The organism is Pseudomonas sp. PF05, assembly GCF_056521845.1.
Genome location: NZ_JBWLPW010000001.1, coordinates 1,027,851 through 1,050,630 on the forward strand (window position 1 = coordinate 1,027,851; position 22,780 = coordinate 1,050,630).

General features: G+C 61.4%; 24 protein-coding genes and 1 pseudogene. 17 read left to right on the forward strand and 8 right to left on the reverse strand.

What is annotated here, in order from left to right:
• Positions 1-37: 37 nt before the first annotated feature.
• Together AC09SL_RS04600 and AC09SL_RS04605 are read left to right on the forward strand one after the other, a co-directional pair.
• Complete coding sequence (locus AC09SL_RS04600; protein WP_058546259.1) at positions 38-2,323, forward strand: PAS domain-containing sensor histidine kinase; 2,286 nt, start codon at positions 38-40, stop codon at positions 2,321-2,323.
• 4 nt (positions 2,324-2,327) lie between these two features.
• Positions 2,328-2,963: a response regulator transcription factor gene (locus AC09SL_RS04605; protein WP_058546258.1), complete on the forward strand. Its 636-nt coding sequence runs from the start codon at positions 2,328-2,330 to the stop codon at positions 2,961-2,963.
• Between the two features lie 9 nt (positions 2,964-2,972).
• On the opposite strand, the gene AC09SL_RS04610 is transcribed toward AC09SL_RS04605, so the two are convergent.
• On the reverse strand, positions 2,973-3,593 hold the full coding sequence (locus AC09SL_RS04610; protein ID WP_175360220.1) for a TetR/AcrR family transcriptional regulator: 621 nt from the start codon (positions 3,591-3,593) through the stop codon (positions 2,973-2,975).
• Positions 3,580-4,431, reverse strand: coding sequence for a 3-hydroxybutyryl-CoA dehydrogenase (locus tag AC09SL_RS04615; protein ID WP_058546256.1), 852 nt, complete (start codon positions 4,429-4,431; stop codon positions 3,580-3,582). Before AC09SL_RS04615 ends, AC09SL_RS04610 begins: the two co-directional genes overlap by 14 nt.
• A 204-nt stretch (positions 4,432-4,635) precedes the next feature.
• On the opposite strand from AC09SL_RS04615, the gene AC09SL_RS04620 reads away from it, so the two are divergent.
• Positions 4,636-5,649, forward strand: coding sequence for an AraC family transcriptional regulator (locus AC09SL_RS04620; protein WP_058546321.1), 1,014 nt, complete (start codon positions 4,636-4,638; stop codon positions 5,647-5,649).
• Here AC09SL_RS04620 and AC09SL_RS04625 read toward each other — a convergent pair.
• From AC09SL_RS04625 to AC09SL_RS04635, 3 genes are all read right to left on the reverse strand, one after another.
• On the reverse strand, positions 5,588-6,406 hold the full coding sequence (locus AC09SL_RS04625) for a helix-turn-helix transcriptional regulator (RefSeq protein WP_058546255.1): 819 nt from the start codon (positions 6,404-6,406) through the stop codon (positions 5,588-5,590). The genes AC09SL_RS04620 and AC09SL_RS04625 overlap by 62 nt on opposite strands.
• Before the next feature lie 79 nt (positions 6,407-6,485).
• Positions 6,486-7,070 carry an anthranilate synthase component II gene (locus AC09SL_RS04630; protein ID WP_058546254.1) on the reverse strand — a complete coding sequence of 195 codons (585 nt, stop codon included), beginning with the start codon at positions 7,068-7,070 and terminating at the stop codon, positions 6,486-6,488.
• Positions 7,067-8,548, reverse strand: coding sequence for an anthranilate synthase component I family protein (locus AC09SL_RS04635; protein ID WP_196764448.1), 1,482 nt, complete (start codon positions 8,546-8,548; stop codon positions 7,067-7,069). Before AC09SL_RS04635 ends, AC09SL_RS04630 begins: the two co-directional genes overlap by 4 nt.
• Before the next feature lie 644 nt (positions 8,549-9,192).
• Between AC09SL_RS04635 and AC09SL_RS04640 the strand changes: the two genes are divergently transcribed.
• The 11 genes and pseudogenes from AC09SL_RS04640 to AC09SL_RS04690 all read left to right on the forward strand — a co-directional run bounded on the left by AC09SL_RS04640 (position 9,193) and on the right by AC09SL_RS04690 (position 16,707).
• Positions 9,193-10,545, forward strand: coding sequence for a phenylacetate--CoA ligase family protein (locus tag AC09SL_RS04640; protein WP_058546253.1), 1,353 nt, complete (start codon positions 9,193-9,195; stop codon positions 10,543-10,545).
• Positions 10,546-10,553: 8 nt separating this feature from the next.
• Complete coding sequence (locus AC09SL_RS04645) at positions 10,554-11,099, forward strand: GNAT family N-acetyltransferase (protein ID WP_058546252.1); 546 nt, start codon at positions 10,554-10,556, stop codon at positions 11,097-11,099.
• Position 11,100: 1 nt separating this feature from the next.
• Complete coding sequence (locus AC09SL_RS04650) at positions 11,101-11,784, forward strand: iron-containing redox enzyme family protein (protein ID WP_058546251.1); 684 nt, start codon at positions 11,101-11,103, stop codon at positions 11,782-11,784.
• A 3-nt stretch (positions 11,785-11,787) separates the two neighbouring features.
• Positions 11,788-12,399, forward strand: coding sequence for a flavodoxin family protein (locus tag AC09SL_RS04655; protein ID WP_003200650.1), 612 nt, complete (start codon positions 11,788-11,790; stop codon positions 12,397-12,399).
• A gap of 5 nt (positions 12,400-12,404) precedes the next feature.
• The gene (locus AC09SL_RS04660; RefSeq protein WP_058546250.1) at positions 12,405-13,310 is read left to right on the forward strand and encodes a DMT family transporter; all 906 of its coding nucleotides are present in this window, start codon (positions 12,405-12,407) and stop codon (positions 13,308-13,310) included.
• Positions 13,297-14,178 carry an alpha/beta fold hydrolase gene (locus tag AC09SL_RS04665; RefSeq protein WP_064106796.1) on the forward strand — a complete coding sequence of 294 codons (882 nt, stop codon included), beginning with the start codon at positions 13,297-13,299 and terminating at the stop codon, positions 14,176-14,178. Before AC09SL_RS04660 ends, AC09SL_RS04665 begins: the two co-directional genes overlap by 14 nt.
• A 135-nt stretch (positions 14,179-14,313) precedes the next feature.
• A pseudogene (locus AC09SL_RS04670) lies at positions 14,314-14,487 on the forward strand (DSD1 family PLP-dependent enzyme); the annotation flags it as partial.
• Between the two features lie 108 nt (positions 14,488-14,595).
• Complete coding sequence (locus AC09SL_RS04675) at positions 14,596-15,645, forward strand: M28 family peptidase (RefSeq protein ID WP_196764449.1); 1,050 nt, start codon at positions 14,596-14,598, stop codon at positions 15,643-15,645.
• 89 nt (positions 15,646-15,734) lie between these two features.
• Positions 15,735-15,959 (forward strand): YceK/YidQ family lipoprotein, encoded by a 225-nt coding sequence (locus AC09SL_RS04680; RefSeq protein WP_231139224.1) that lies wholly within the window; start codon positions 15,735-15,737, stop codon positions 15,957-15,959.
• Positions 15,941-16,003 carry a hypothetical protein gene (locus tag AC09SL_RS04685; protein ID WP_231139231.1) on the forward strand — a complete coding sequence of 21 codons (63 nt, stop codon included), beginning with the start codon at positions 15,941-15,943 and terminating at the stop codon, positions 16,001-16,003. Before AC09SL_RS04680 ends, AC09SL_RS04685 begins: the two co-directional genes overlap by 19 nt.
• An 89-nt stretch (positions 16,004-16,092) precedes the next feature.
• Entirely contained in the window at positions 16,093-16,707 is a 615-nt protein-coding gene (locus tag AC09SL_RS04690) for a LysE family translocator (RefSeq protein WP_058544919.1), read from the forward strand.
• 86 nt (positions 16,708-16,793) lie between these two features.
• Here AC09SL_RS04690 and AC09SL_RS04695 read toward each other — a convergent pair whose 3' ends face one another.
• Entirely contained in the window at positions 16,794-17,663 is an 870-nt protein-coding gene (locus AC09SL_RS04695) for an NmrA/HSCARG family protein (RefSeq protein ID WP_058544920.1), read from the reverse strand.
• A 144-nt stretch (positions 17,664-17,807) separates the two neighbouring features.
• Here AC09SL_RS04695 and AC09SL_RS04700 point away from each other — a divergent pair, with 144 nt between their 5' ends.
• Positions 17,808-18,683 (forward strand): LysR family transcriptional regulator, encoded by an 876-nt coding sequence (locus AC09SL_RS04700; RefSeq protein ID WP_058544921.1) that lies wholly within the window; start codon positions 17,808-17,810, stop codon positions 18,681-18,683.
• A 12-nt stretch (positions 18,684-18,695) separates the two neighbouring features.
• Here the strand turns inward: AC09SL_RS04700 and AC09SL_RS04705 are convergent, their stop codons facing one another.
• Positions 18,696-19,154 (reverse strand): winged helix-turn-helix transcriptional regulator, encoded by a 459-nt coding sequence (locus tag AC09SL_RS04705; RefSeq protein WP_058544922.1) that lies wholly within the window; start codon positions 19,152-19,154, stop codon positions 18,696-18,698.
• Between the two features lie 312 nt (positions 19,155-19,466).
• On the opposite strand from AC09SL_RS04705, the gene AC09SL_RS04710 reads away from it, so the two are divergent.
• The gene (locus AC09SL_RS04710) at positions 19,467-20,708 is read left to right on the forward strand and encodes an MFS transporter (protein ID WP_058544923.1); all 1,242 of its coding nucleotides are present in this window, start codon (positions 19,467-19,469) and stop codon (positions 20,706-20,708) included.
• On the opposite strand, the gene AC09SL_RS04715 is transcribed toward AC09SL_RS04710, so the two are convergent.
• A complete protein-coding gene (locus tag AC09SL_RS04715; protein WP_003200706.1) occupies positions 20,633-21,523 on the reverse strand; it encodes a LysR family transcriptional regulator in 891 nt (296 codons plus the stop codon). The two genes, AC09SL_RS04710 and AC09SL_RS04715, sit on opposite strands and share 76 nt — an antisense overlap.
• A gap of 170 nt (positions 21,524-21,693) precedes the next feature.
• Between AC09SL_RS04715 and AC09SL_RS04720 the strand changes: the two genes are divergently transcribed.
• Positions 21,694-22,776 (forward strand): 4-oxalomesaconate tautomerase, encoded by a 1,083-nt coding sequence (locus AC09SL_RS04720; protein ID WP_058544924.1) that lies wholly within the window; start codon positions 21,694-21,696, stop codon positions 22,774-22,776.
• Positions 22,777-22,780 lie beyond the last annotated feature (4 nt).

Consider the following 22,780-nt stretch of genomic DNA (forward strand, 5'->3'; position numbering starts at 1 on the left):
ATATGTCGCCCGCCCTATTTTCACGACAGGTTTTCTGATGATTTCCACCTCCGTTCGCTTGCACGGCTGGTTGCGCCTGCAACGTGAAGGCATGGCCCTGGCGGCTTGTGCCGATGTCCTGTGCCGGGCCTTGCAGGATTGTGCGCAAATCCGCCGGGCGGTCTACCTGAGCTGGCATGCGCCAAGTGGCATCTATCGGCATGAAGGCCGTGCCCGGCATTTGCCGCCGGGCTTTGGTGAAGCTTTGCAAAGCAGTGACCGGGCACTTTTCCAGCGCTTGCAGGACGAGGAGCGGCTGGAACTGGCGCAGGTGCGTCAGCTCGATTGCTGGCTGGCCGGTCGTCTGCGCCGCGCGGCCCTCGAGCATGGTCAGGTCCTGGCGTTGGCCCTGCAGCCGGGGCAGCAAGGCTTGCTGCTGGTTGAGCTACAGCCCGAAGTGGGTCAGGACTGGCTGGTGGCGGTGCACGAATTACTGAGTCTGCTATTGGCCAGTGTCAGCGGCCAGTTGCGCGATTCGCCGCTGCTCGGCCATGACCCGCAGCCAAGTGCATTGCTTGATTCGCGAGGCCGACCGCTAGAGCTCAATGAGGCGCTGATGGCGCTGCTCGAACAGCTGTCGTTGGCCGATGCCTCGAGCCTGTTGCCGGTCAGCCACTCGCACCTGGTCCAGGCCTGTCTGACCCAGCAGCGAGCCATCGAGAACGTGGAGGTGCAGGTTGCCGAGCAGATCCTGATCTGGACGTTCATTCCCGACCCCAAGGCCAATCGTGTGCTGGCCCGCTGTCGCCAGGCCACCGCACAGATCCTCGCTGAGCGCGAGTCGGCCAAGGCGCGACGCCTGTACCGGCTGATCACCGAAAACACCACCGACCTGATTTCCCGCCATACCCCGGACGGCTGCTTCCTCGATGCGTCACTGGCCTCTTGGACCTTGCTCGGCTATTGGCCGCAGGAGCTGCATGGGCGCCAGGCCCACACGCTGTTTCACCGGCAGGACCAGGCCGGCCTGATGCAACGCACCCGCGATGCCCTGGAGCAGGACGGCTATCACACCATGACCTACCGCATTCGCCATCGCGACGGCCACTACCTGTGGTTCGAGACCGCGTGCCGAGCCATTCGCGAAACCTACACCGGCGCGGTGGTTGAAGTGGTCAGCGTGTCCCGGGACATTACCGCGCGGGTCCAGGCCGAAGAAAACAAGCGTCGTCTGGCAGAGGTGGTGGAAGCCAACACCGACCCGGTGCTGTTCATCCAGCCCGATGGCGCGGTGACCTACCTCAACCCGGCGGCGCGCCGCACCCTTGGACTGGATGCGCAACACAGCCTGCCAATGCTGGATGCCTTTCTCAGCGCCGAGGTGCTGGACAGCCTGGAACAGGAGGGCTGGGATTATGCCGAGCGCAGCGGCCGCTGGAGCATCGAGGCTCGCCTGCAACCGTCGGCCGGAGGTGCTTCGGTGCCGGTGTCGCTGATGCTTCTGGCCCATCGCGCGGCCAGTGGCGAGCGTTTCTATTCGCTGGTGGCCCATGACCAGTCCGAACGGGAGTTGCGTGAAGCCCAGCAGCGTCATCATCAAGACGAACTGGCCCACACGGCGCGCCTGGTGACCCTTGGTGAACTGGCCTCGGGCATTGCCCATGAGATGAATCAGCCACTGGCGGCGGTGGTCAATTATGCCAACGCCAGCCAGCGCTATTTGCAGACCCTGGGCAGTCATTCCGAGGCCGCCGAAAAGGTGGCCCAGGGGCTGGAGCGAATCGCCGTGCACGCCAATCACGCATCGGAGGTGATCAAGCGTCTGCGCGCCTTCCTGCGTAAAGGCCGCCGCCGCATGGAGGCCTTGGACCTCAGTGACGTTGCCCGGGCAACCACGCGCCTGTGCCTCTGGGAAGCGAACAGTTGCCAGGTGGAGATCGTGGAGCGGTTGCCGGATAATCTGCCGCTGGTCTACGCCGACCGGGTGTTGCTGGAGCAGGTGCTGCTCAACCTGCTGCGCAACGCCATCGAGGCCAATCGCGAGGCTCATCCCGGCCAGCCGTCACAGATCGTCCTGGCGGTCGAGCCTGGGGCTGACGGCGGGATGCAGGTCAGCGTCAGCGACCAGGGACACGGCGTGCCGACGGCGCAACTGGAGCAGATTTTCACCCCGTTCTATTCCAGCAAGGTCAACGGCTTGGGGTTGGGGCTGTCCATGAGTCGCAGCATCATCGAAGGTTTTGGTGGCGAGTTGCAGGCCCGGCCTTTGGCCGTGGGCTTGCAGATGCGCTGCAACTTGCCGGCGCCGACCCTGGCCGGCTTGGCCCGACAACAAGAGGAGTAAAACAATGGTGAGTGTGGCGCAGCAGGTGGTGTATGTGGTCGACGATGACCAAGGCATGCTCGACTCGACAGTCTGGCTGCTGGAGTCCGTGGGCCTCAAGGCCCTCTCGTTCACCAGTGGCCGGGAGTTTCTCGAGGCTTGCGACAACCCGCTCAATGGGTGCGTGCTGCTGGATGTGCGCATGCCAGGCATGGGGGGGCTCAACGTACAGGAAGAGATGCGCAACCGCGGGCTGCGCCTGCCGGTGATCTTCGTCAGTGGGCATGCCGATGTGCCGATTGTGGTGCGGGCGTTCAAGGCCGGGGCCCATGATTTCATCGAAAAGCCCTACAACGAACAGTTGCTGCTCGACAGCGTGCAACAGGCCTTGAGCCTGGCCGACGACAGCCAGACCGTCAGCGCGGGCCAGGCGCGAGTGCAGGCGCGGCTACAGAGCTTGACCCCGAGGGAAAACGACGTGTTGCTGCCTCTGGTCCAGGGCTACACCAACCGGGAAATCGCCGATCAGCTTGGGGTCAATGTCAGGACCATCGACCTCTATCGTTCCCGGGTCATGAAGCGCATGGGCGCCGAGAACCTGCCGCAACTGGTGGGCATGGCGATTGTCGCAGGCCTGGTCGATCCGTTGCAGCTGCGCTGATGGCTTGGCTCAGGCCGCGGTGACGCGCAATGTCGGTTCGGCGGCGATCTTGGACGCCAGCACCCGTTCTATGGCGCCAGCGAGCAGGTTCTCCAGCAACTCATCATGTTCGTGCTGCTCCAGGGGTTGGTGCGCCAGCCAACTGGGCGCGCTGTTGAGCAGGCTGGCAATGGCGTGGCCGGCCGCGGCTATTGCCCGGGAGGGGAGGCGCCGAGGAGCACCCAGCATCAGCAACAGCTGCCGTTCGTATTGCTCGCGTAAATGCTGCACCCGCTGTTGTTGCTCGAGGTTGAGGCACCCGCTGTCGCGCTCCACCAGGCGAAAATGCCAGGGCATCTCCCGGTGCAGCTTGAGGTGAATGCGGATCAACCGTTGCAGGTTGCCGCGCTTGTCCCGGGGTTGCTGTTCAATGCGTCCGAGCGTGGCCAGCAGCTCTTCGAAAAACTCCTCGATCAGATCGGCCAGCAGGTGCTGCTTGCTTGGGTAATGGTGATACAGCGAGCCGGGTGTCAGCCCCAGGTGGCTCGCCAGCTCCCGCATGCCGACCTGGCCGAAGCCCTTGCTGGCGAACAGTTCCAGGGCCTTGTCCCGGCTTTCGGCGAAGCGTGAGCAACGCTCAGCCATAGGCATGGAAACCCCGCCCGGACTTGCGTCCCAGGTAGCCGGCGGCGACCATTTCCTTGAGCAATGGAGCGGGGCGATATTTGCTGTCGTTGAAGCCTTCGTAGAAGGCCTCCAGGATGGCCAGCAAGGTGTCCAGGCCGATCAGGTCCGCCAGTGCCAGCGGCCCGATGGGCTGGTTGCAGCCCAGGCGCATGCCCGCGTCGATATCTTCGGCGCTGGCCAGGCCTTCCTGGAAGACCAGGATGGCTTCGTTGATCATCGGCACCAGGATCCGGTTGACCACGAAGCCTGGGCGGTTGCCGGCAGTGATCGCGGTCTTGCCCAGTCGCCGGGCCATTTCCAGGGCCAGGGCGTGGGTCGCGTCGTGGGTCTGCAGGCCACGAATCACTTCGATCAGGCCCATCACCGGCACCGGGTTGAAGAAGTGCAGGCCGATAAAACGCTCTGGATGACTGACGCCGGCGGCCAGTTGGGTGATCGAGAGGGAGGAGGTGTTGGACGCGATCACGCAGTCGCTGCCGACTTGAGATGCGACCTGTTGCAGCAGTCGCAGTTTCAGGTCGAGGTTCTCGGTGGCGGCCTCGATCACCATTTGTGCGCCGGCCAGGCTGGCGTAGTCGGTGCTGGTGCGAATCTTGTCCAGGGCGAGGTTCTTCTGCGCTTGGCTCAGGGTCTGCTTGGCGATTTGCCGGTCGAGGTTCTTGGCCACGGTGGCGAGGGCTTTTTCCAGGGCGCTGGTGGAAATGTCCAGCAAGGTCACTTCGAAGCCGGCCAGGGCGCAGACCTGTGCAATGCCGTTGCCCATGGTGCCGGCGCCGATCACGCCGATTGTGTGCAGATGCATGTGGGGTGTTTCCTTTTTCAAGCGCGCCCCAGCGTGCAGCCACTGGCCGGCCCTGGACGCGGTCCGCCGGAGGGGCTCGACAGATGGTGCGCCGTGCCCCCTTAATGCCGCCAGTCTAGAGGTCGCCGTTGGGTGGGCCTATGCCATAACTGTTCAGCGATGCTGGCGTTTTTTGCCATCGGGGAAGTGGGGGAAACTGGGTTTATGCGGGAAAAGGATTCGGTCGCGGTCTACTTCGTGCACACCATGATCCATGCGCTGCGGGACCAGCCTCAACGGCTGGCGGCGATACTGGCCGAGGCCGGCATCGACCCGGCGTTGCTGGGGCAGCCTGAGGCCAGGGTTTCAGCGAGTGCATTTGCCGCGTTGTGGCTGATTCAGATTCGCGAACTGCAGGACGAGTTCTTCCAGCTGGATTCCCACGGCATGCCGGTCGGCAGTTTTGCCCTGATTTGCCGGGGGTTGATTCAGGAGCCCGACCTGGGCAAGGCCCTGCGCCAGTGCCTGGGCAACTTCGGATTGTTCCTGCGGGATTTTCGCGGCAGCCTCAGCGTGCGCGGCAAAAGGGCGGTGATCAGTCTACAAACGTGCTCGGCGGATCCCGATGCCCGTCGTTTTGGTGAGGAAACGTTCCTTGTGCTGATGATCAGCCTGCTGTGCTGGTTGGGCGGGCGGCGCATTCCCATCGATCGCGCGGACTTTCGTCAGTCGCGCCTGTCCCTCAGTGACGATGCGTTGCTCTGGGGCCCCAACCTGAGCTTTGGCGCCGAGCGCACGGAAATCGAATTCGCCAGCCGCTACCTGCGCTTGCCAGTTGTTCAGGACCTGGCCTCCCTCAAGGTATTTCTGCGCAGTGCGCCTCAATGGCTGGTGATCCGTTTTCGCAATCAGCATGGCCTGGCTACCCGGCTTCATCAGTGCCTGCGCCACAGCCATTACAGCCAGTGGCCCACCCTGGAAGCCTTCGCCAGTGACCTGCGGATGAGTCCCAGCACCTTGCGTCGACGCTTGGAGCGCGAAGGGAGTTCGTTCCAGGAAATCAAGGACGAGGTCCGCCGTGGGCTGGCCGTCGAGCTGCTGCGCCAGACCGGCAGCAGCATCAGTGACATCGCCGAGCGGACTGGCTTTCAGGAGCCCAGCGCCTTCCATCGTGCTTTCAAGAAATGGACCGGCGAAAGCCCCGGTCGCTATCGCGCACGCTTCCAGCGGTCGGCATGACCAACCCACAGGCCACCGCAGCACTGACGGCCTGTTGGCGGCTTACCGAACCCAGCTTGCGTCGCGCATTGAGCAGGTGGAAATCGATGGTGCGTTCGGAACAGGTCAGGATGTGGCTGATTTCCCAGGTGGTCTTGCCTTCGCTGGCCCAGTACAGGCAGTCCATTTCCTTGGGCGTCAGGTCCTGGCGCGGTTGGGCAGGCCGGTGCAACTGATGTCGTATCCCGGCGAGCAGGTAGGGAATGAGCATGAACAGTTGATAAACGGCGGGGTTGGAAAATCCCTTCTGTTCGGTGATCTGTGTGTCGTCGAAGGCCACGCTCAGGGTTCCCCTGAGCATTTCGTAGCGCAGCGGGATACTCACGCCGCTTCGCAGGCCGTGTTGCTCGCGTTGCTCCCAGAAGTGCCGGGAGCGTCCCCGAGCGCGCCGTCGTTCGCTGTCCCAGAAAAGCGGCACCAGTTCGCGTCGACAGTGCCTGAGGATCGGGTCTATCTCGATCAGCCCGTCACAGCGGTAGTGTTCCAGCCAGTGTTTGGGGAAGGTGGTGATGAGGCCGGCGAGAGGGTCGGTATCCCTGGGCGCTGTCGGCCCCAGGCTGATGAGGTAGCTGCCGAAGCCGAGTTGGCGCAGCACTTTGTTCAACAGGCGCTCCCAATCGCAACGGTTGGCATCCTTGGCGAGGCTCGTGAAGGCGGTCAGCGTAGCGGCACGCTCGGCCTGGGTCCGGCCGCAGGCGGGGGAGTGGTGTTTGTCCATAAACGGATCGCTCTAGTTCTGGCAGGAATGAAGCAGTCGGAGCACGGGAAAGAAGGGGCGCATGCCCCTTCCGAGTGGATTACTTGTGCACGTAACACCGGATGAAACTGCGGAACAGGTCCAGGCCGTTTTCGGTGAGGATGCTTTCAGGGTGGAACTGCACGCCCTCCACCGGCAGGTGGCGATGGCGCACGCCCATGACATAGCCGTCGTCCGTGGACCTGGAGGTGATCTCCAGGCAGTCGGGTAACGGCTGCTCGCTGATCATCAACGAGTGGTAGCGGGTCGCCCGAATCGCCTGTGCCTGGGTGTGGTCATAGACGCCCTTGCCATCGTTCTCGATCGTGCTCACCTTGCCGTGCATCACGTGCGGAGCCCGGCAAACCTGGGCACCGAAGGCCAGGCCGATGGCCTGGTGACCCAGGCACACACCCAACAGCGGCAGGCGCCCCTGAAAATGCCTGATCACTTCGATGTAGCCCACGTCGGCCGGATGCCCAGGCCCAGGGCCCAGCACGCAGAAGTCCGGCGAGAACGCTTCAATGCGCTGGATGAGGTCCGGTACGTCGTGACGCTCGACGTGGGTTTCCAGCCCCAGTTGTTCCAGGTACTGGCTGATGATGAAGACGAAGCTGTCATAGGCGTCGATCAAGAATACTTTCACAGTGCGATCTCCTGGCCGGTCACCGCCCGGTAGACGGAACCCATCTTGTACAGCGTCTCTTTCCACTCAAGTTCAGGCACCGAATCGGCCACCACGCCGGCGGATGCACGCAAGTGGTACGTACCCTCGTCGAAGACCGTGGAGCGAATGCACAAGGCGGTGTTGACGCTGCCATCGAAGCCGACCAGGCCAAGGGCCCCGGCATAAATGCCGCGGCGGTTGCTCTCCATCCCCTCGATCAGCTCCATCGCCCTGACCTTGGGCGCGCCAGACATGGTGCCCGCGGGGAACGATGCCTTGATCACGTCGTAGGCATCCAGGCCCGGGCGCAGCAAGCCGCGAACGTTCGACACCATGTGGTAGAGGTGCGAGTACTCTTCTACCAGCATGAACTCATCGACTTCCAGCGAGCCGGCCTGGCACACGCGACCGATATCGTTGCGACACAGGTCGATGAGCATCAGGTGTTCGGCGCGCTCCTTCTCGGAGCGGGTTAGCTCCAGGACCAATTCAGTCGGATCGACGCCAGGCTTCTTGCCCACGGTGCCGGCGATCGGGCGCATCTCGATCAAGTCGTCCTTGATCCTGACGAACAGCTCGGGACTGGCGCCGATCAGGTCGATGCCGCCCACGTGGGCCAGGTACATATAGGGGGAAGGGTTGCGCAGGCGCAGGTTCTGGTACACATCGAACGGCGAAACCTGCGAGCGGATGCGAAGCTCATGGCCGAGCTGGATCTGGTAGACGTCGCCGGCGCGGATGTGCTCCATCGCCACTTCGACACGCTCGACGAATTGCTCCGGCGTCACCGTGCGCTCTTCCTCGAAGGCCTCAGGGTACGGTAGTGGAGCCAGCGCCTCGGATGCCGGGGTTGTGCTCAGGAAAGGGTAGTCCTCCAACGTACGGGGTGACCACAGATCGTGGTTGTTGATCAGGGTTTCGACGATGCCGTTGCTGTGGAAATAAACCAGGGTCTGATAGACCGACAGGGCAATGAGCGGGTAGTCGTAGGTCTGTTTGGCCAGATCGGGAAGTCGCTCGATCAGGCGAACGCAGTCGTAGGAGAAATAGCCGAAGAAGGCCAGGCTGGCAGGGGCATTGGACGCAGGCTGGAACGTTGCCTGGATCGCCCGGAGCAGGTTCCACGCCGCCTCGCTGTCGGGTAGGTGGATCTTGTGTTCCTGGTCGACCTGCATGCCCGCTTGCCGCAGGCTGGCAGACAGATGTTCACACAGGGCGGCGCAGCCTCGCAGTTGGGCCTGGCCCTCATCGATACACACTTCGAAAAGCGGTTCGAGGCCGATGATCGTCGCCCGGCGATCACGGCTTGGGCCGGACAGTGATTCAAGAATGAAAACAGACTCGCGACCCAGTTGTTCCAATGCATTTGCATATATCGCAAGTGCGTCCGTAGGTCGACGTTCTTCGCGACGAAGAACATTTACGCCAATTAAATTTTTATTCACGGTTAATACCATTTTCAAGGTGCAACGATTCAGGCACTCCATTAAGAGAGCGCCACGGGAATATAAAGCGCGCAGGCACTTTAAATACGTGTTGACGGATATCCTGAATAGACGGGGCGGACGCTTTTCATGTCGTGCGCACTACGAGGCGTGCAATGGATTGCAGCCAGGCGATGCGCAGGGCACAAGGCGCGAGCGCCTTCGATTCAGTGGGGAAAGATCAGGACGTTGCTGGCAAGCAGCAGACAGGCTCCGGTCTTCGCTGGATTAGCGACGCCAGATATTGCTTTTGAAGATGGCCAGAATGGCCCGGGAACAGCTGTCGGGATAGCTGTGGGAGGAACTGATAGCAGAAAGGTGATAGTACATTTTTAGACATCCCAGTCTTGGCTAAGCACTGCGGGAATAATTGGCAGTGCGGCGAAATTACCAGCGTGCCCTGGGGCTGTCAACTGCTGAGGGAATATTAATCTTTCATTCATTTCTGAATAGCGACGGGGCGAAGCGCTATCCCTACGCGTATGTAACCGCGCGTGCTTTTAACAAGAAACGGGTGCGCGCACAACTGTGCAATAGCGCAGCTGGGTATTTGTAAGTTCTGTTACTAACGTAGCGGCCGTTGAGTTCCAGTAACCCATCAAACCTGAGCGGCTGAAATGAAAGAGCATTTAGAGACATTCAAGAAGCGGTACGATCCGATTCATCAGGCCTATTGGACCGACGTCCTCAGCGACACGGCGCTGGCGGCCTGGCACCAGGAACAGTTACGGGAAGTGATCGGCCACGTGAAGCGGTCTTCGCCGTTCTATTCCAGGCACCTTGCCCAGGTCGACGAGCGTTCGCTGACCTTGGATGAGCTCGCCACCTTGCCATTCACGACCAAGGATGATCTGCGCGAGGCAGGCTTCGACATCTTGTCCGGCCCGCTGGAAGACAGCATCTTCTATTACGAGACCACGGGGACCACCGGGCCCGCCACGCCATGCCCGCGGGACCGCAAGGAAAGCTATGCGAGCAATCGCCAGCTGGCGATGGCCTACCAGGCCGTGATCGAAAAGCATTTTCCGGGTGAAAAGACCGTGGTCGGCATCATGGGGCCAACCGAGGTCCATTCCTTTGGTGACACCCTGGGCGATGTCTGCACCCAGCTCGACCTGTGCAATGCCAAGATCTGGCCGCACTCGCCGGTGATCGGTTGGCCCAAGGCACTGCAACTGCTCAAGGACCTGCGGATCGGCGTGCTCGCATCGGCGCCGGGGCTGTTGCTGGCCATGGCCAAGGAAGCCGAGCGCCAAGGCTTGAACCCACGCGAGGACTTCGCCCTGCGTGCGTTCATGATGAGCGGCGAGCTGTGCACGCCTGCGTTGAAGAACAACCTCTACAGCCTGTGGGGCGCGCAGGCCTACAACAGCCTGTATGGCTCCCAGGAGGCGATGATCATCGCGGCCTGCAACGCCAACGACCAGTTGGTGCCGCATCGCCTCAACTACATCATCGAGGTGCTCGATCCCAAGTCCGGGGAAAGCCTGGGCGACACCGGCGACGGTGAGTTGTGCGTGACCATGCTGATCCCTGGCAGCAAGCCGTTGATTCGCTACCGCACGGGCGACCTGGTCTCGATCCAGTCGCGCCCCGGCTATGGGCAATCGATGCGTCAGACCGTCAAGGTCGTCGGTCGGGTGAAGGATGCCGTGCAACTGAACGATCGAGCCTTCTCGGCCGCACAGATCGAGCAGGCGCTGCTTGAAGGCGTCGAACAATGCCTTGGCTACCAGATCATCCTCAGTCGCGCCAATGATCGCGACACCGTCATCGCCAAGCTGGAAATGTCGCGCTTCTTCGAGGGGGATCGTGGGCGCCTGGTGCTGCTGATCAAGGAGCGCCTGCGCGAACGGCTGGGGGTCGATGCCACGGTCATGGTGGTGGGCGATCTGGCCGAGCACGTGAACCTTGGCAGTTGGTTCAGCTGGAAAGAAGCGCGCATCGTCGACCAGCGTCAAGGCCAGTGAGGTCAGCGATGAGCCTGTCTGTTCGCGTGATCGACCACGCCAATGAGCTGTTCGAGTCCGTCAGGCACCTCAGGAGTCGCTACCTGGGGACCAACCCGGCACGGGAGGATGACTTCGAGCGAAGGGAGCAGGTGCGTGATGCCTTGTCCTATCACCTGGTCTACCTGGACAAGGACGAAGTGGTCGGGACGTTGCGCGTCACCCCGCTGGGGCATGGCCTGAGCTTCGTCGAGCGAGCGGTCGACGTGCAGGCCTATTTCGAACAATCGACGGATGCCTTCGATGCCAATCGCCTGGTGCTGGACGAGCGATACCGGGGCGGGCGGCACCTGCGCCTGTTTCTCCTGCAAGCGGCCATTTGGCTGAAAGCCAACACCCACCTGCGATTCATCTCGGCACTGTGCCGCGGCCAATTGGCTGCGCTCTATGTCGGCCTGGGCGGGCGCGTGCTGGTGGATGACGTTACCTGGACCGGGGAACAGGTCGAGCGGCGCTACAGCCTCGTGTATCTGGAACTCGAAAGTGTTTACCTCAATGTTAAAGGAGCCAATTGAAATGCAAGCATTCTTCAAGGAACTCGACGCTATCGTCGAAGCGGGCTGGGCCCAGATCAAGCAGGGCGCCTACTGGAAATTCAGCCTGGACAACCCGACGCCGCCAGCCCTCTACCAACAGCTCATGCTGCAGGTCTACCACTACACCCGCTACAACTCGGTGAACCAGGCCGCCTGTGCCTACAGTGCCGATCCAGAGGACACGACGCTGTTGCGCTTCGTCTACAAGCACGCCTTGGAAGAGTTGGGCCACGAGCGCATGGTGCTGCGTGACCTGGAGTCGGTCGGGCTGCTGCCGCAGGCCATGCCGGCGCCCCTGGCGCCGACCCAGGCACTGATCGCCTTTCTCAACGATGTGGCTATCCGCAAGGGGCCGATCGCTCGCCTGGGCTACAGCTACTGGGCCGAGGACGTCTACGAGCACATCCAACCGATCCTGGAGCGGTTCCGTGCCGACCTGGGCTTGAAGGATGAGCAGATGACCTTCTTCGTCGCCCACTCGACCATCGACGAGAAGCACGCCGAGGAAGTGCGTATGGCGATGCAGCGTGCGGTGAAGACCGAGGAGGATCGTCGCCAGATCAAGGAAGTGGCCCGCGTCACGTTGTGGCTGACCGGGCAGTTGATGGAAGAGGCTTTGCGTGCCTACCTGGCTGGCGAAGAAGGGTTGCGGGAGGCGTCCTGAATCATGAATCTGACCATCATTGTCGGGTCAAGCCGACCTTGTGGTGTCAGTGCACGGGTGGTGGCGCTGGTGCGCCGCCACCTGGGCGAGGAGGTCGCGGTCGATGACATCTGGCTCAAGGATTACCGGATCGACTACTGCGACGCCGACAACGCCTGTTCCGACCAGGACTGCCAAGTGCAGGACGATGTCGGGCAGTTGGTGGCGCGGCTGGATCGCGCCGATGCGGTGCTCTATCTCCCCGTCATGCACGCCTACGGCACCAACAGCCGCTTCCAGGCGTTTCTGGAACGAGTCGGCTATGGCTTCCTGCGGCCACGGGAGCGTCCGCTGCGCGACAAGCTCGCGGCGATTGCGGTCGTCGGCCGACGCTATGGACACACGGCGGTTTTCTCCCAGGTCGCGCTGAACGTGCTGCTCAACAAAATGATTCTGGTCGGCTCGGGATTTCCGCCGTGCTTCCAGACCCAACTGGCCCACGATCCCGAAGCGGAACAGGCCCTGCGCGAGACACTCGATCGGCTCTGCGAGCATCACTGTCGACTTAACCCCCCGGCACTTGCGACGGGCAAGCCGGAAAGAATCCTGCGGCCCATTCAATTTCAGAAGGGATAACTGTCATGCCATTGAAAGATTCATTGCTCGCGTTACTGGTCGCGTTTCTCTGGGGCGCGCAGGTTACCGCAGTGAAAATCGGCGGCGCCGAGTTGCCGCCTATCCTCATGGTCGCCATGCGCTACGCGATCATGGCGCTGTTTCTGCTGCCGCTGCTCAAGCGCGTCAAGCGTGAACAGTTCGCGTCCGTGGCCCTGATCGCCACGATTACCGGGACCTTGCATTTCGGTTTGCTGTATTGCGGTATCGCCCGGGTAGACGCCTCTACCTCGGCGATCATCTATCAACTGGCGGCACCGTTTACCCTCGTCCTGGCATTCGCGTTATTGGGCGAAGTCCTGAAACTGCGGCTCCTGGCGGGCATCCTACTGGCGTTCGCCGGTGTCCTGGTGCTACTGGCCACGCCATCGGCTGGTGGGACCTTCATCGGTATGTTGCTGGTGGCGCTGGCGGCCTTGGCATTCGCTGCCGGGTCAGTGTTGACCAAGCGTCTCGGGCCCCTGGATCCGCTGGCCTTGAGTGCCTGGACGGCGGTCATCGCCGCACCGCAACTGTTGCTGTGGTCCTTTGTCCAGGAAGGCGAGCAATGGGCACGCGTCTACACGGCCAGCGCCCAAGCGTGGTGGGCGGTGCTCTACACCGCGCTCAGTGGCGGTCTGTTGGGGTTCGGCCTGTGGTTCTGGTTGCTCGGCCGCAACTCGATGCAGCAACTGAGCCCGTACCTGCTCCTGGTGCCGGTGTTCGCGATTGCTGTCAGCCAGGTCATGCTCGCCGAAGGTTTCAGCCAGCGCCTGGTGATCGGCGCCGTGTTGACGCTGTCAGGTGTGGCGCTATGCCAACTGCGCCTGCCGGCAAGATTCTTCCTCAAGACCGGTAGCAAAGGACAAGGAGTGGCGGATGAACCGCGTTGATCGACTGCTGCTCGGCACCTTGCGCCTGGTCCACCGCTGGCAGTTCGGTTTGAAGCTGCGCTGGCACACCGGTACGAATGGGCGCCTGGCTTATCTGCAAAGCCCTGCACGGCACCCGCGGACGACGCTGGTCATGCTCCATGGCCTGGGCGCGAGCAAGGATCAGTGGGGCCCTGCGATGCTGGGCATGGCGCGCCATCACCATTGCGTTTTCGTCGACTTGCCGGGGCATGGCCAATCCGTGTACGAGGCGGGTGCAGGCTTTGGACCACAAGCAATGCTGGCGGAGCTCGAAGGCTTGCTGGAAACGCTCGTCGAGGGCCCCTTCGTGCTGGTCGGCAGCTCTTTGGGTGGGTGCGTGGCCGGCCTGTATGCCGCCAAACATCCGCAGCGTGTCAGCCACCTGGTCTTGCTGGCGCCTGCCGGTCTGGGCGAGCAAGCGCTAGGTCCCACATTAAAGGCCAGCCTGCAAGGGGCGGGGACGGTGTTTGGCTATCGTACGGTCGAAGAGATGAAGCACTTCTGGAACCTGGTGTTCAAGGCGCCGCCCGAGGTAGGAGGGCGCTTGGCCAAGGCCATGGCGGCCAGCGGCAGGTCGAGGTTTGCCGCGGTGCAGCGGGTCGTCGAGGATTTGCGCCGGGAGGGCCTGGACGTGCTGCTCGAGCGGCTGCCACAAATTGCTTCGAAGACGCTCGTGATCTGGGGGCGGCATGACCAGGTATTCCTGCCGGCGACCCTGGAGAACCTGCTCCAGCAACTGCCCGATGCGCGCGGCGAGTTCATCGAGGACTCCGGGCATGTGCCCTACCTTGAACGAGGCGCTGATGTAGTGGCAGCCATCACACGGTTCATTGCAACGTCCGAGTGATCGGGGCAGCCTTACGACGAATACTTCCGCGCGCTGAACCAGGCGCTGAAAATCCGTGGGCCGATGTGCCCCGTGATGCTGATTGACCTCGACCGGCTCGATCACAATATCAATGTGGTCAAGCAATCCGTCACGCTCTATGGTCGCAGCCCCAATCAGGAAATGGTCAACGGCTCACCCACCGTAGGGCTGAATGTTGAAGACCAGGTGTTTTTACGACCGATCCAGACGGAATCCGTGCTGCTGCAATTTGGCGATTTGCTGGCCGTGCGCGGCGGGAAGATTGTTGAAACCTGGCCTGTGTACTGAATTGGATCTGCCCCTCGTGCCTGGGCGTCTGCCGAATTTGAACGGATGAACAGAGGAGGCGGTCTACGCTTTTCAAGCGTCGTGACAGGAAAAGAACCGATGCCTTCAATGGACATTCAGCCCTTGCTCGAAGAATTGCTCCTGGCCCGCGGTCCCGGCGGGCAGGAAGACGAGGTTCGGGAAATATGCCTCAGGGAGCTGGGCAAGCACTGCGATGAGATATCTGTCGACGAGGCAGGCAATGTCAGGGGCCTGATCAAGGCTATGGGTGATTCTTCGCAAGCACCGCCCATCAGGGTCATGGCTCACCTTGATGAAATTGCCATGATCGTGAAGAAAGTAAGGCACGACGGTAATCTGGAGGTCGTGGCACTGGGCGGTGCCCAGCCCATTTGCTTCGGCGTTTGTCCGGTAGACATACTTGGCGATACCCAATACCTGCCCGGCGTACTGTCTTATGGCTCCATGCACAACAGTGGTGGTTCGGCGCAGGGGCGCGATGTCCTTTCGGGGGCAGTGAAGTGGAGCGATGTCCATGTCATCACCCGATGTTCGCCGCAGGAACTGGCCCAAGCCGGTGTCCGACCCGGCGTACGCGTGGTGCTTAGCCGGCACTGGCGTCAGCCGTTCTTAGTGAAAGACTCAGTCGCCGCCCACTTCCTGGATGACAGGGCGCCCTTGGCGGCACTGATCACAACAGCACAGCACTTGAAAAACCGCCGGCATGAGCTCAAGCAAGACGTCTGGTTCGTCTGCACGACGCTTGAGGAGGAATCCAACGCCGGTGCGCTCTATGCCGCTGCCCGCGTGCCGGGGGACACCACCATTGCTGTAGAGGTGGGGCCAGTACTGGAAGAGTACGGAACGGTTTTATCGGCAGACCCGATTATCAATACCGGGGACCAGAAAGGCTATTACACCCGCTCTGTCGTGGACGCCCTGATCAAGGCAGCACAGCGCTCGGGATATGACCCACAAGTTGCCCTTCTGGTGGATTTCGCCTCCGACGCCAGTGCCATCATGAGCGCTGGAGTGGCGGCGCGAGCGGGGTGCATCGCCATTCCAACGGAGAATACCCATGGGTTTGAAATGGTGCTCCATGAAGGAATCGTTGCGTGTGCGGCGACCCTCACGGAATACCTGGTGCAGGGTACGTGAAAGTATTTCCTAAGCGGTGGGCCGACGCATCGCCAGAATGGCTGCTTTTTTAATGCTACAGTCCGGCCTTTCCTGGGGAAGGGCGGGTCATGCGGATCGTAGTAATGGCTTTGACGATGGCGCTGCTGGGCGGATGCGCCACGGCCAACGAAACCTTTGGCATGGGACAGCTCTGCGGCCTCCATCCTTACTGCGGTGCGGCGACCGATATCGAGATCATCAAGGCCTCGACGAATGACAACGACGTGTATTCACGCGCGCTGGCACCGTTTGCGGTCGTAGACTTCCTTTCAGCATCGTCGCCGATACGCTGATCCTGCCTTATACGATTTTTCATATGAGGCCTGCCGAAGAGTAGTGGTATTGCCTCAACGGGTTGAATCCTAGGGGCAGCAATGCGGCATTTTTGGTGACCATCACCGCCTACAGATCTCGCGAGGGACGCACATGATCGACGGTTCCGCTGTCTTGACAGTTTTTTTGGTCTACCTGGCTGGTGTCGTGATTCCTGGACCGAATTTCGTCGCAGTGGTCCATAAGGCGGTGGCTGCTACGCGCTCTGAAGCGCTGGCCTTGGTGGCGGGAATCGTACTGGTCAACCTGTTCTGGTCCACCTGTGCGATTGCCGGTCTCGGGGTTGTATTTGCTGCGCTCCCTTGGGCTGCGCTGGTTGTAAAGGTTCTGGGCGCAGCCTACCTGATGTGGTTCGGATTCCGACTGCTGATCAACGCGGGGAGGAATGCGCCAGGCCCGCTGAATGATGCCGTCGCCGGTAGTTGCCGCCAGTCCTTTATTCAGGGGGTGGTCACCAACATTGGCAATCCCAAGTCCATGGCTTTTTATGCCGCTGTTTTTTCAGCCGCGGCTCCCGCCCACGTTTCACCAGGCACGTTTTTGTCGATGCTGGCAGTTGTCGTGGTGGTTTCAATGGCCTGGTATGCAATGGTCGCAATTGCGCTTTCGCAGCCCAGAATTGCTTGCGTCTATCAAGGTAGGAAAAAAACAATTGATCGACTGTGTGGTGGTTTGATTTTGTCTCTGGGGGTTCGCCAGCTGGTTTAGCGAGTAGCCGTTGCTGGAGCAAGCCTTCCTCATTGCACGCCAGGTCGGTCATCCGCTGACCGACCTGGCGCTTACTGCGCAGCTGTTCAAACCCCTGCGGTGGCCTCACGGACGAAGTCTTCGTAAGTGCGCAACGGACGCCCCAGGATCGCCTGCAGCCGTTCCACGGTTCCTTCAGAAGCCTGCATGCCAAACGTCTGGATACCGGACATCATCAAGCGCATGTCATAAGCCAGCCAGGCGGGACCGTACGCGGCCAGTTGTGCTTCGAAGGCGGCCACATCGTCACCGCCGTAGGCGATCTCGCGACCCAGTACGGAACTCCAGATCTTCGCTGCGGCGGCACCGGTCAGGGCTTGTGGGCCGACCAGCTCCAGCGTTACCCGATCCAGGGCCGAAGGTGCCCTGTCGCGTCGCAGCAACTCGGCCGTGGCGATATCGGCGATGTCGCGGGCATCGATCATCGACACGCCCGCCGAGCCGATCGGCATCGGGTACACCGAGTAGTTCTGGATCGTCTGCTGGACCATCAATTCGTTTTGCATGAAGTACGCCGGGCGCAGGATGGTTGCAGGCATGTTGAGGCTTTCGATCATGCGCTCGACCGTGTGCTTGCCGGTGAAGTGCGGAACGTGGGTGAACTTGTCAGCGTGAATCACCGACAGGTAGACGATGCGCTCGATGCCGGCCTCGCGAGCGAGGTTCAAGGTGATGAGGGCTTGTGTCACCTCGTCGGGCGTCACGGCGTTGAGCAGGAACAGCGTACGCACCGACGCCAGCGCCTCGCGCAGCGAAGGGACGTCGGTGAGGTCGGCAACGACTTCAGTGACGCCCGCCGGGAATGTGCCTTTGCCAGGCTGGCGCACGAGGGCTTTGACCTCGGCGCCTGCGTTGGCGAGGCGCTGGATGATGAGTGAACCGATGGTGCCTGTGGCGCCGGTAACGAGAATGCTCATGGTGAATCTCCTGCAAAAGGGTGGGTGAGTCAGAAAAGTCCGCTATGGCCTTGTCGGCCGGTTGCGATGGACAAACGATATTGTGTTGCAGGAGTAAAACGAAGACGCCAGGATATAGACACACCGTTGCAAAAGTGGAACACCATGAACCTGAACGCGCTGATCGATTTCACCCTTGTCGCGACGAACGAGGGCTTGGGAAAGGCAAGCCGTGCGAGCGGAATATCCAAGGCAACCTTGTCGCGCCGCATTGCCGACCTTGAGGAGCAACTGGGCGTCAGGCTGATCGAGCGCAGTGCGCGTGGTCTGAAGCTCACCGAGGCTGGAGAGCTGTTGTTGAGCAGGGCCGAAGGGCCATTGGCCGAGGTGGCCGAAGCCATGGCGGCGGCGAAAGAGGGCGTATCGACGCCTCGCGGACGCTTGCGTGTCGCTGCCCCGGTCCTGTTCTCGCAGCTTGCGATGGGCGGCATCGGTGCAGCATTTTGTGCGGCTTATCCTGACGTCACGATCGAGGTCATTGCGGAAGATCGCGTGGTTGATCTGGTCGAGGAACAATTTGATGTCGCCATCCGGATCAACCCCAGCCCGGACAGTGATTTAGTCGGTCGCTGCTTCGCCAAGGACCGGCTGGTGGTGGTGGCCGCGCCTGAACTGCCGATGCCTGCACCCGGCGCCATCCGTTCAGTTCCCGGCATTGTGATGTCCAGTTTCGAGCCCACCCATTGGACACTCGATGGCGGTAACCTGATTCTGGAGCCGATCCCCAGGCTGCGGTTCTCTTCGTTCCTGATGGTCCGCGATGCGGCCATCGCCGGTGGTGGGGCTGCCCTCATCCCGCAGTCGATGGCCTGGAACCCGTTGGCCAGTGGCGAGTTGGTCCAGTGGGGCACGGTATCGGGGAAGGAAGCCGAACTCTGGGTCTTGCACACATCCCGGCGTCTTGCTGCGCCGAAGGTACGCGCATTTGTCGAGTTCATGTGCGCCAGGTACTCGGACATGTCCCTGGTGCTGAAGGGATAGAGACGGTCAATCTCACGTCAAATTGTCGGCAACGAGCCTCACCCTGTGGCAATCGGCCGGTCCGAGTTTCTGGCCGCTCGAGGAGCGAACATCCATCGACATGAGGGGCTGCCCGGACGTGTTGTCCACCAGCACGGAACGCGTTTCTCCCGGCTCGAACAGGAAGCGTTCGCCCCACTGTCGCAGGCTGACCACGACCGGAAAGATCTCCCGGCCTTTGTCCGTCAGGACGTACTCCTTGTAGGCGCTTCCATCTGATGCGGGTCGAACGTCGAACACACCGACCTCGACCAACGCTTTGAGCCGCGAAGCCAGAATGTTCTTGGCCACGCCCAGGCTCTTTTGAAATTCGCTGAAGCGGCGAATGTCGTCGAATGCGTCGCGAATGATCATGAGCGACCAGCGATCACCAATCACGTCCAGTGTCCTGGCTACCGGGCATTCGCTGTTTTGCGGTGAAGCGTTTTCCATTTTGTTGACCTTCTGAATAAGGATCGCAAGTCCGGTCGATGTCTGTGGTTGCAAATTGAAACCTGATCAGGCAACAATCCGCCCAGGTTTTCAATTGAAACCAGTTTAGCGCCAAAGGAGACGTGCATGACAGCAGATGTCGATTGTTTCACCCCGCAGCCTTCGAGAAATCACCCTGGTGGGTTCGCGTGCTCCCCTGTAGGAGCTGTCGAGCGAAGCGAGGCTGCGATCTTTCCCCAGGCAGATGAATCCCAAGGGAAAGATCAAAAGATCGCAGCCTTCGGCAGCTCCTACAGGGGGGCAACGTGTTCCTTGAATGAACAGCATTACCCAGGGCTTTCGCCGGCGCTCACATTATTGTTTTCTGTGACCTGCGCGCTGGCCGTCGCCAATGTCTACTTCGCCCAGCCCTTGCTCGCCTCGATGGCCGAGAGCCTGGGCGTCGCGTCAGGATTGATCGGGGTGGTGGTGACGGCCACCCAGGTGGGGTACGCGCTGGGGTTGCTGTTCATCGTCCCGCTGGGCGACAGGGTCAATCGTAAACGACTGGTTTTCGCCCAATTGGTGCTGTCTGCGATTGCGCTGGCGGCCGTCGGCGCAGCCCAGCATTGGTTGGTGTTGCTGGGTGCGATGATCGTGATGGGGTTGCTGGCGGTGGTTGTCCAAGTGCTGGTGGCCTATGCCGCCGTGCTGTCCACGCCTTCCCAACGGGGGCGGGCCGTGGGAACCGTCACCAGCGGCGTTGTCCTGGGTATTCTCCTGGCGCGGTTTACCTCTGGAGTGATCGCCGATCTGGCGGGCTGGCGCGGGGTTTATTTCGTTTCCGCGGGATTGATGCTGGGCATCGCGGCAGTGTTCTGGGCAGTGGTGCCTGCCGCTGTGTCGTCCCCTGACCGGCAGCCTTACCTGGCACTTATCCGGTCGCTGTTCAAGCTGTTCATGACCGAGCCGGTGCTATGGACCCGGGGGCTGCTGGCCTTGCTGATCTTTGCCGCGTTTTCGGTGTTATGGACCGCCATGGTGCTGCCATTGAGCGCCGCGCCGCTGTCGCTTTCACACACGGCCATCGGCCTGTTTGGCCTGGCCGGCGTCGCTGGGGCCCTGGCAGCCAGAAGGGCCGGTCGTTGGGCCGATCAAGGCTTTGGACAACGCGTTACGGGCTGGTCGCTGGGGCTCCTGACGCTCTCCTGGCTGCCCATCGCATTTACCGAGACCTCGCTGATCGCACTGGTGTGCGGCGTGGTGTTGCTCGACTTTGCGGTGCAAGCCGTGCATGTCACCAACCAGAGCTTGATCTTCGCTGCACGGCCCGACGCGCAAAGTCGCATGGTCGGCGCGTACATGTGTTTCTACTCGGCGGGCAGCGCGCTGGGCGCGGCGACCGCGACCCAGGTTTATGCGCTGTGGGGGTGGATGGCGGTCTGCCTGCTAGGCGCGCTGATCAGCCTCGCCGCGTTGGCGGTGTGGAGGCTTTCGCTTCATTGCGGCCACTGCTCAAGCAGGATCGAGACGAACTTCTCCGCAGCAGGGGAGAGCGAGGCGCCCCGGCGGTAGACCAGGCCCAGCGAGCGGTTTACCACCGGCTCGATCAGCGGCACGCTGACCAACGTTGGATGATCCCCGGCCGGCATTGCCAGGCTGGGCATCGCCGACACGCCAAGGCCAGCCTCGACCAGCCCCAACGACGTCGACAAGTGCTGCACTTCGTAAAACCATTGCGGGCGCCAGCTCAGGCCCGACAGTGCGTGGTCCAGCAGCATGCGGTTGCCGCTCAGGCGACCAACGCCGATCAGCCGATAATCACTGAGTTCCGACCAGGTAACCGCGCTGCGTTCAGCCAGTTCATGATCGCGCCGGCAGGCCAGCACAAAGGGTTCGTTGACCAGGGGCACGAACTCGATGTCCGGGTGCTGGCCGCTCATCATGTTGATGCCGAAGTCGGCTTCGCCGCGCAATACAGCTTCGAGCCCTTCGTTGGCACTGAGGTCGAGCAGACGGATGCGGATTTTCGGGTAGCGCTCGTTATAGAGGCGAATCACCGAAGGCAGGAAATAGAAGGCCGCCGTGGGGATGCACGCCAAGGTCACCCGGCCGATCTGGCGCTCCGCCAGCTCGCGGATGTTGAGAATCGAGTCATCGAAATCATCCAGCAGGCGCCGCGCCTTGGGCAGGAAATCACGCCCGACGCTTGTCAGGCTGACCTTGCGGGTCGTGCGATCGAGCAATGCGGTTCCCAGGCCTTCCTCAAGTTTTTTCATCCGCCGGCTCAACGCCGGTTGCGACAGGTGCAGCGCATCGGCGGCTTCGTGGAAACTGCCCAGTTCGGCGATTTTCACGAAAGATCGTATGTCTTGAAGCTCATATTCCATGTGCTATCTCACTGGAAGAAAGGCAGTGCGCGATGGCAATCATCGTAAAGTAATTCATTTGTGAAACGCAATAATCGCTCTGATCTTTGCATTGGAAACACTTTTCAAACCCTGCCACTCTTGTGTCCAGAGCATCAATTATCCAGATTGATCAACAAGAGTTAGTGAACATGCAGCGAATTCCTTGTGTGCTAATGCGCGGTGGTACGTCCAAAGGCCCGGTATTTCTCGCCTGGGATCTGCCGGTCGCCATCGCCGAACGTGATGAGCTGCTGCTCAACCTGATGGGCTCCGGCCATGAGCTGGAAATCGACGGCATCGGTGGCGGCAGTCCGCAAACCAGCAAAGTGGCGATCGTCAGTCCATCGCTGCACCCTGACGCTGATGTCGATTATTTGTTCGTCCAGGTCATGGTTTCCCAGCGTCGGGTCGATACCGCCCCCAACTGCGGCAACATGCTTTGCGCCGTCGGCCCATTCGCCATCGAGCAGGGATTGGTCAAGCCGTCCGGTGACCTGACCCGGGTGCGTATTCGCAACCTCAATACCGGGACCTTCGTGAATTCCGACGTGCAAACGCCGGAAGGCAAGGTCAGCTATGAAGGCGACACCGCCATCGACGGCGTGCCCGGCACAGCCGCTCCGGTGCAACTGACCTTTCTCGATGCAGCGGGCAGCAAGACGGGGAAGCTCTTCCCGACCGGACAAGTCCAGGACTTGATCGATGGCATCCCGGTGACCTGTATCGACATGGCGATGCCGATGGTGATCATCCAGGCCAGTCAGCTTGGCAAGCGTGGCGATGAAAGCCCCGCTGAACTGGACGCCGATAAGGCCTTCCTGCAGCGCCTGGAGTCCCTGCGGCTGAAAGCCGGCCTGGCCATGGGCTTGGGTGATGTCAGTGACAAGGTCATTCCCAAGCCGGTACTGGTATCTCCAGCCAAGTCTGGCGGGACGGTCCAGGTGCGTTATTTCATGCCGCACAACTGTCACCGTGCCCTGGCGATCACCGGCTCCATCGGCTTGGCCACCGCGTGCGTGACCGAGGGCAGCGTCGTTGCGCAGTTGTTCGGCACCATCGGCGAGCCGCGCTTGCAGCAGGTTCGTATCGAGCACCCCAGCGGCGGCATCGATGTCGTGTTGTCTTACACCGGCGAGAAGGGTGAGACCATTCGCGCCTCGGTGGTGCGTACCGCGCGCCGGCTTTTCTCAGGTTTCGTCTACGCCACGGCGCCCCACCGGCTGGCCGGATAGTCAG

Excerpts from the sequence above, each read along its gene's own strand:
- AC09SL_RS04645 (WP_058546252.1), top strand. The coding sequence starts at position 10,554 with ATGAGCCTGTCTGTTCGCGTGATCGACCACGCCAATGAGCTGTTCGAG.
- AC09SL_RS04660 (WP_058546250.1), top strand. The coding sequence starts at position 12,405 with ATGCCATTGAAAGATTCATTGCTCGCGTTACTGGTCGCGTTTCTCTGG.
- AC09SL_RS04635 (WP_196764448.1), bottom strand. The coding sequence starts at position 8,548 with ATGGTATTAACCGTGAATAAAAATTTAATTGGCGTAAATGTTCTTCGT.
- AC09SL_RS04695 (WP_058544920.1), bottom strand. The coding sequence starts at position 17,663 with ATGAGCATTCTCGTTACCGGCGCCACAGGCACCATCGGTTCACTCATC.
- AC09SL_RS04715 (WP_003200706.1), bottom strand. The coding sequence starts at position 21,523 with ATGGAATATGAGCTTCAAGACATACGATCTTTCGTGAAAATCGCCGAA.
- AC09SL_RS04675 (WP_196764449.1), top strand. The coding sequence starts at position 14,596 with ATGGACATTCAGCCCTTGCTCGAAGAATTGCTCCTGGCCCGCGGTCCC.
- AC09SL_RS04690 (WP_058544919.1), top strand. The coding sequence starts at position 16,093 with ATGATCGACGGTTCCGCTGTCTTGACAGTTTTTTTGGTCTACCTGGCT.
- AC09SL_RS04680 (WP_231139224.1), top strand. The coding sequence starts at position 15,735 with ATGCGGATCGTAGTAATGGCTTTGACGATGGCGCTGCTGGGCGGATGC.
- AC09SL_RS04665 (WP_064106796.1), top strand. The coding sequence starts at position 13,297 with ATGAACCGCGTTGATCGACTGCTGCTCGGCACCTTGCGCCTGGTCCAC.
- AC09SL_RS04655 (WP_003200650.1), top strand. The coding sequence starts at position 11,788 with ATGAATCTGACCATCATTGTCGGGTCAAGCCGACCTTGTGGTGTCAGT.
- AC09SL_RS04650 (WP_058546251.1), top strand. The coding sequence starts at position 11,101 with ATGCAAGCATTCTTCAAGGAACTCGACGCTATCGTCGAAGCGGGCTGG.
- AC09SL_RS04640 (WP_058546253.1), top strand. The coding sequence starts at position 9,193 with ATGAAAGAGCATTTAGAGACATTCAAGAAGCGGTACGATCCGATTCAT.
- AC09SL_RS04605 (WP_058546258.1), top strand. The coding sequence starts at position 2,328 with ATGGTGAGTGTGGCGCAGCAGGTGGTGTATGTGGTCGACGATGACCAA.
- AC09SL_RS04610 (WP_175360220.1), bottom strand. The coding sequence starts at position 3,593 with ATGCCTATGGCTGAGCGTTGCTCACGCTTCGCCGAAAGCCGGGACAAG.
- AC09SL_RS04700 (WP_058544921.1), top strand. The coding sequence starts at position 17,808 with ATGAACCTGAACGCGCTGATCGATTTCACCCTTGTCGCGACGAACGAG.
- AC09SL_RS04720 (WP_058544924.1), top strand. The coding sequence starts at position 21,694 with ATGCAGCGAATTCCTTGTGTGCTAATGCGCGGTGGTACGTCCAAAGGC.
- AC09SL_RS04620 (WP_058546321.1), top strand. The coding sequence starts at position 4,636 with ATGCGGGAAAAGGATTCGGTCGCGGTCTACTTCGTGCACACCATGATC.
- AC09SL_RS04625 (WP_058546255.1), bottom strand. The coding sequence starts at position 6,406 with ATGGACAAACACCACTCCCCCGCCTGCGGCCGGACCCAGGCCGAGCGT.
- AC09SL_RS04705 (WP_058544922.1), bottom strand. The coding sequence starts at position 19,154 with ATGGAAAACGCTTCACCGCAAAACAGCGAATGCCCGGTAGCCAGGACA.
- AC09SL_RS04600 (WP_058546259.1), top strand. The coding sequence starts at position 38 with ATGATTTCCACCTCCGTTCGCTTGCACGGCTGGTTGCGCCTGCAACGT.
- AC09SL_RS04615 (WP_058546256.1), bottom strand. The coding sequence starts at position 4,431 with ATGCATCTGCACACAATCGGCGTGATCGGCGCCGGCACCATGGGCAAC.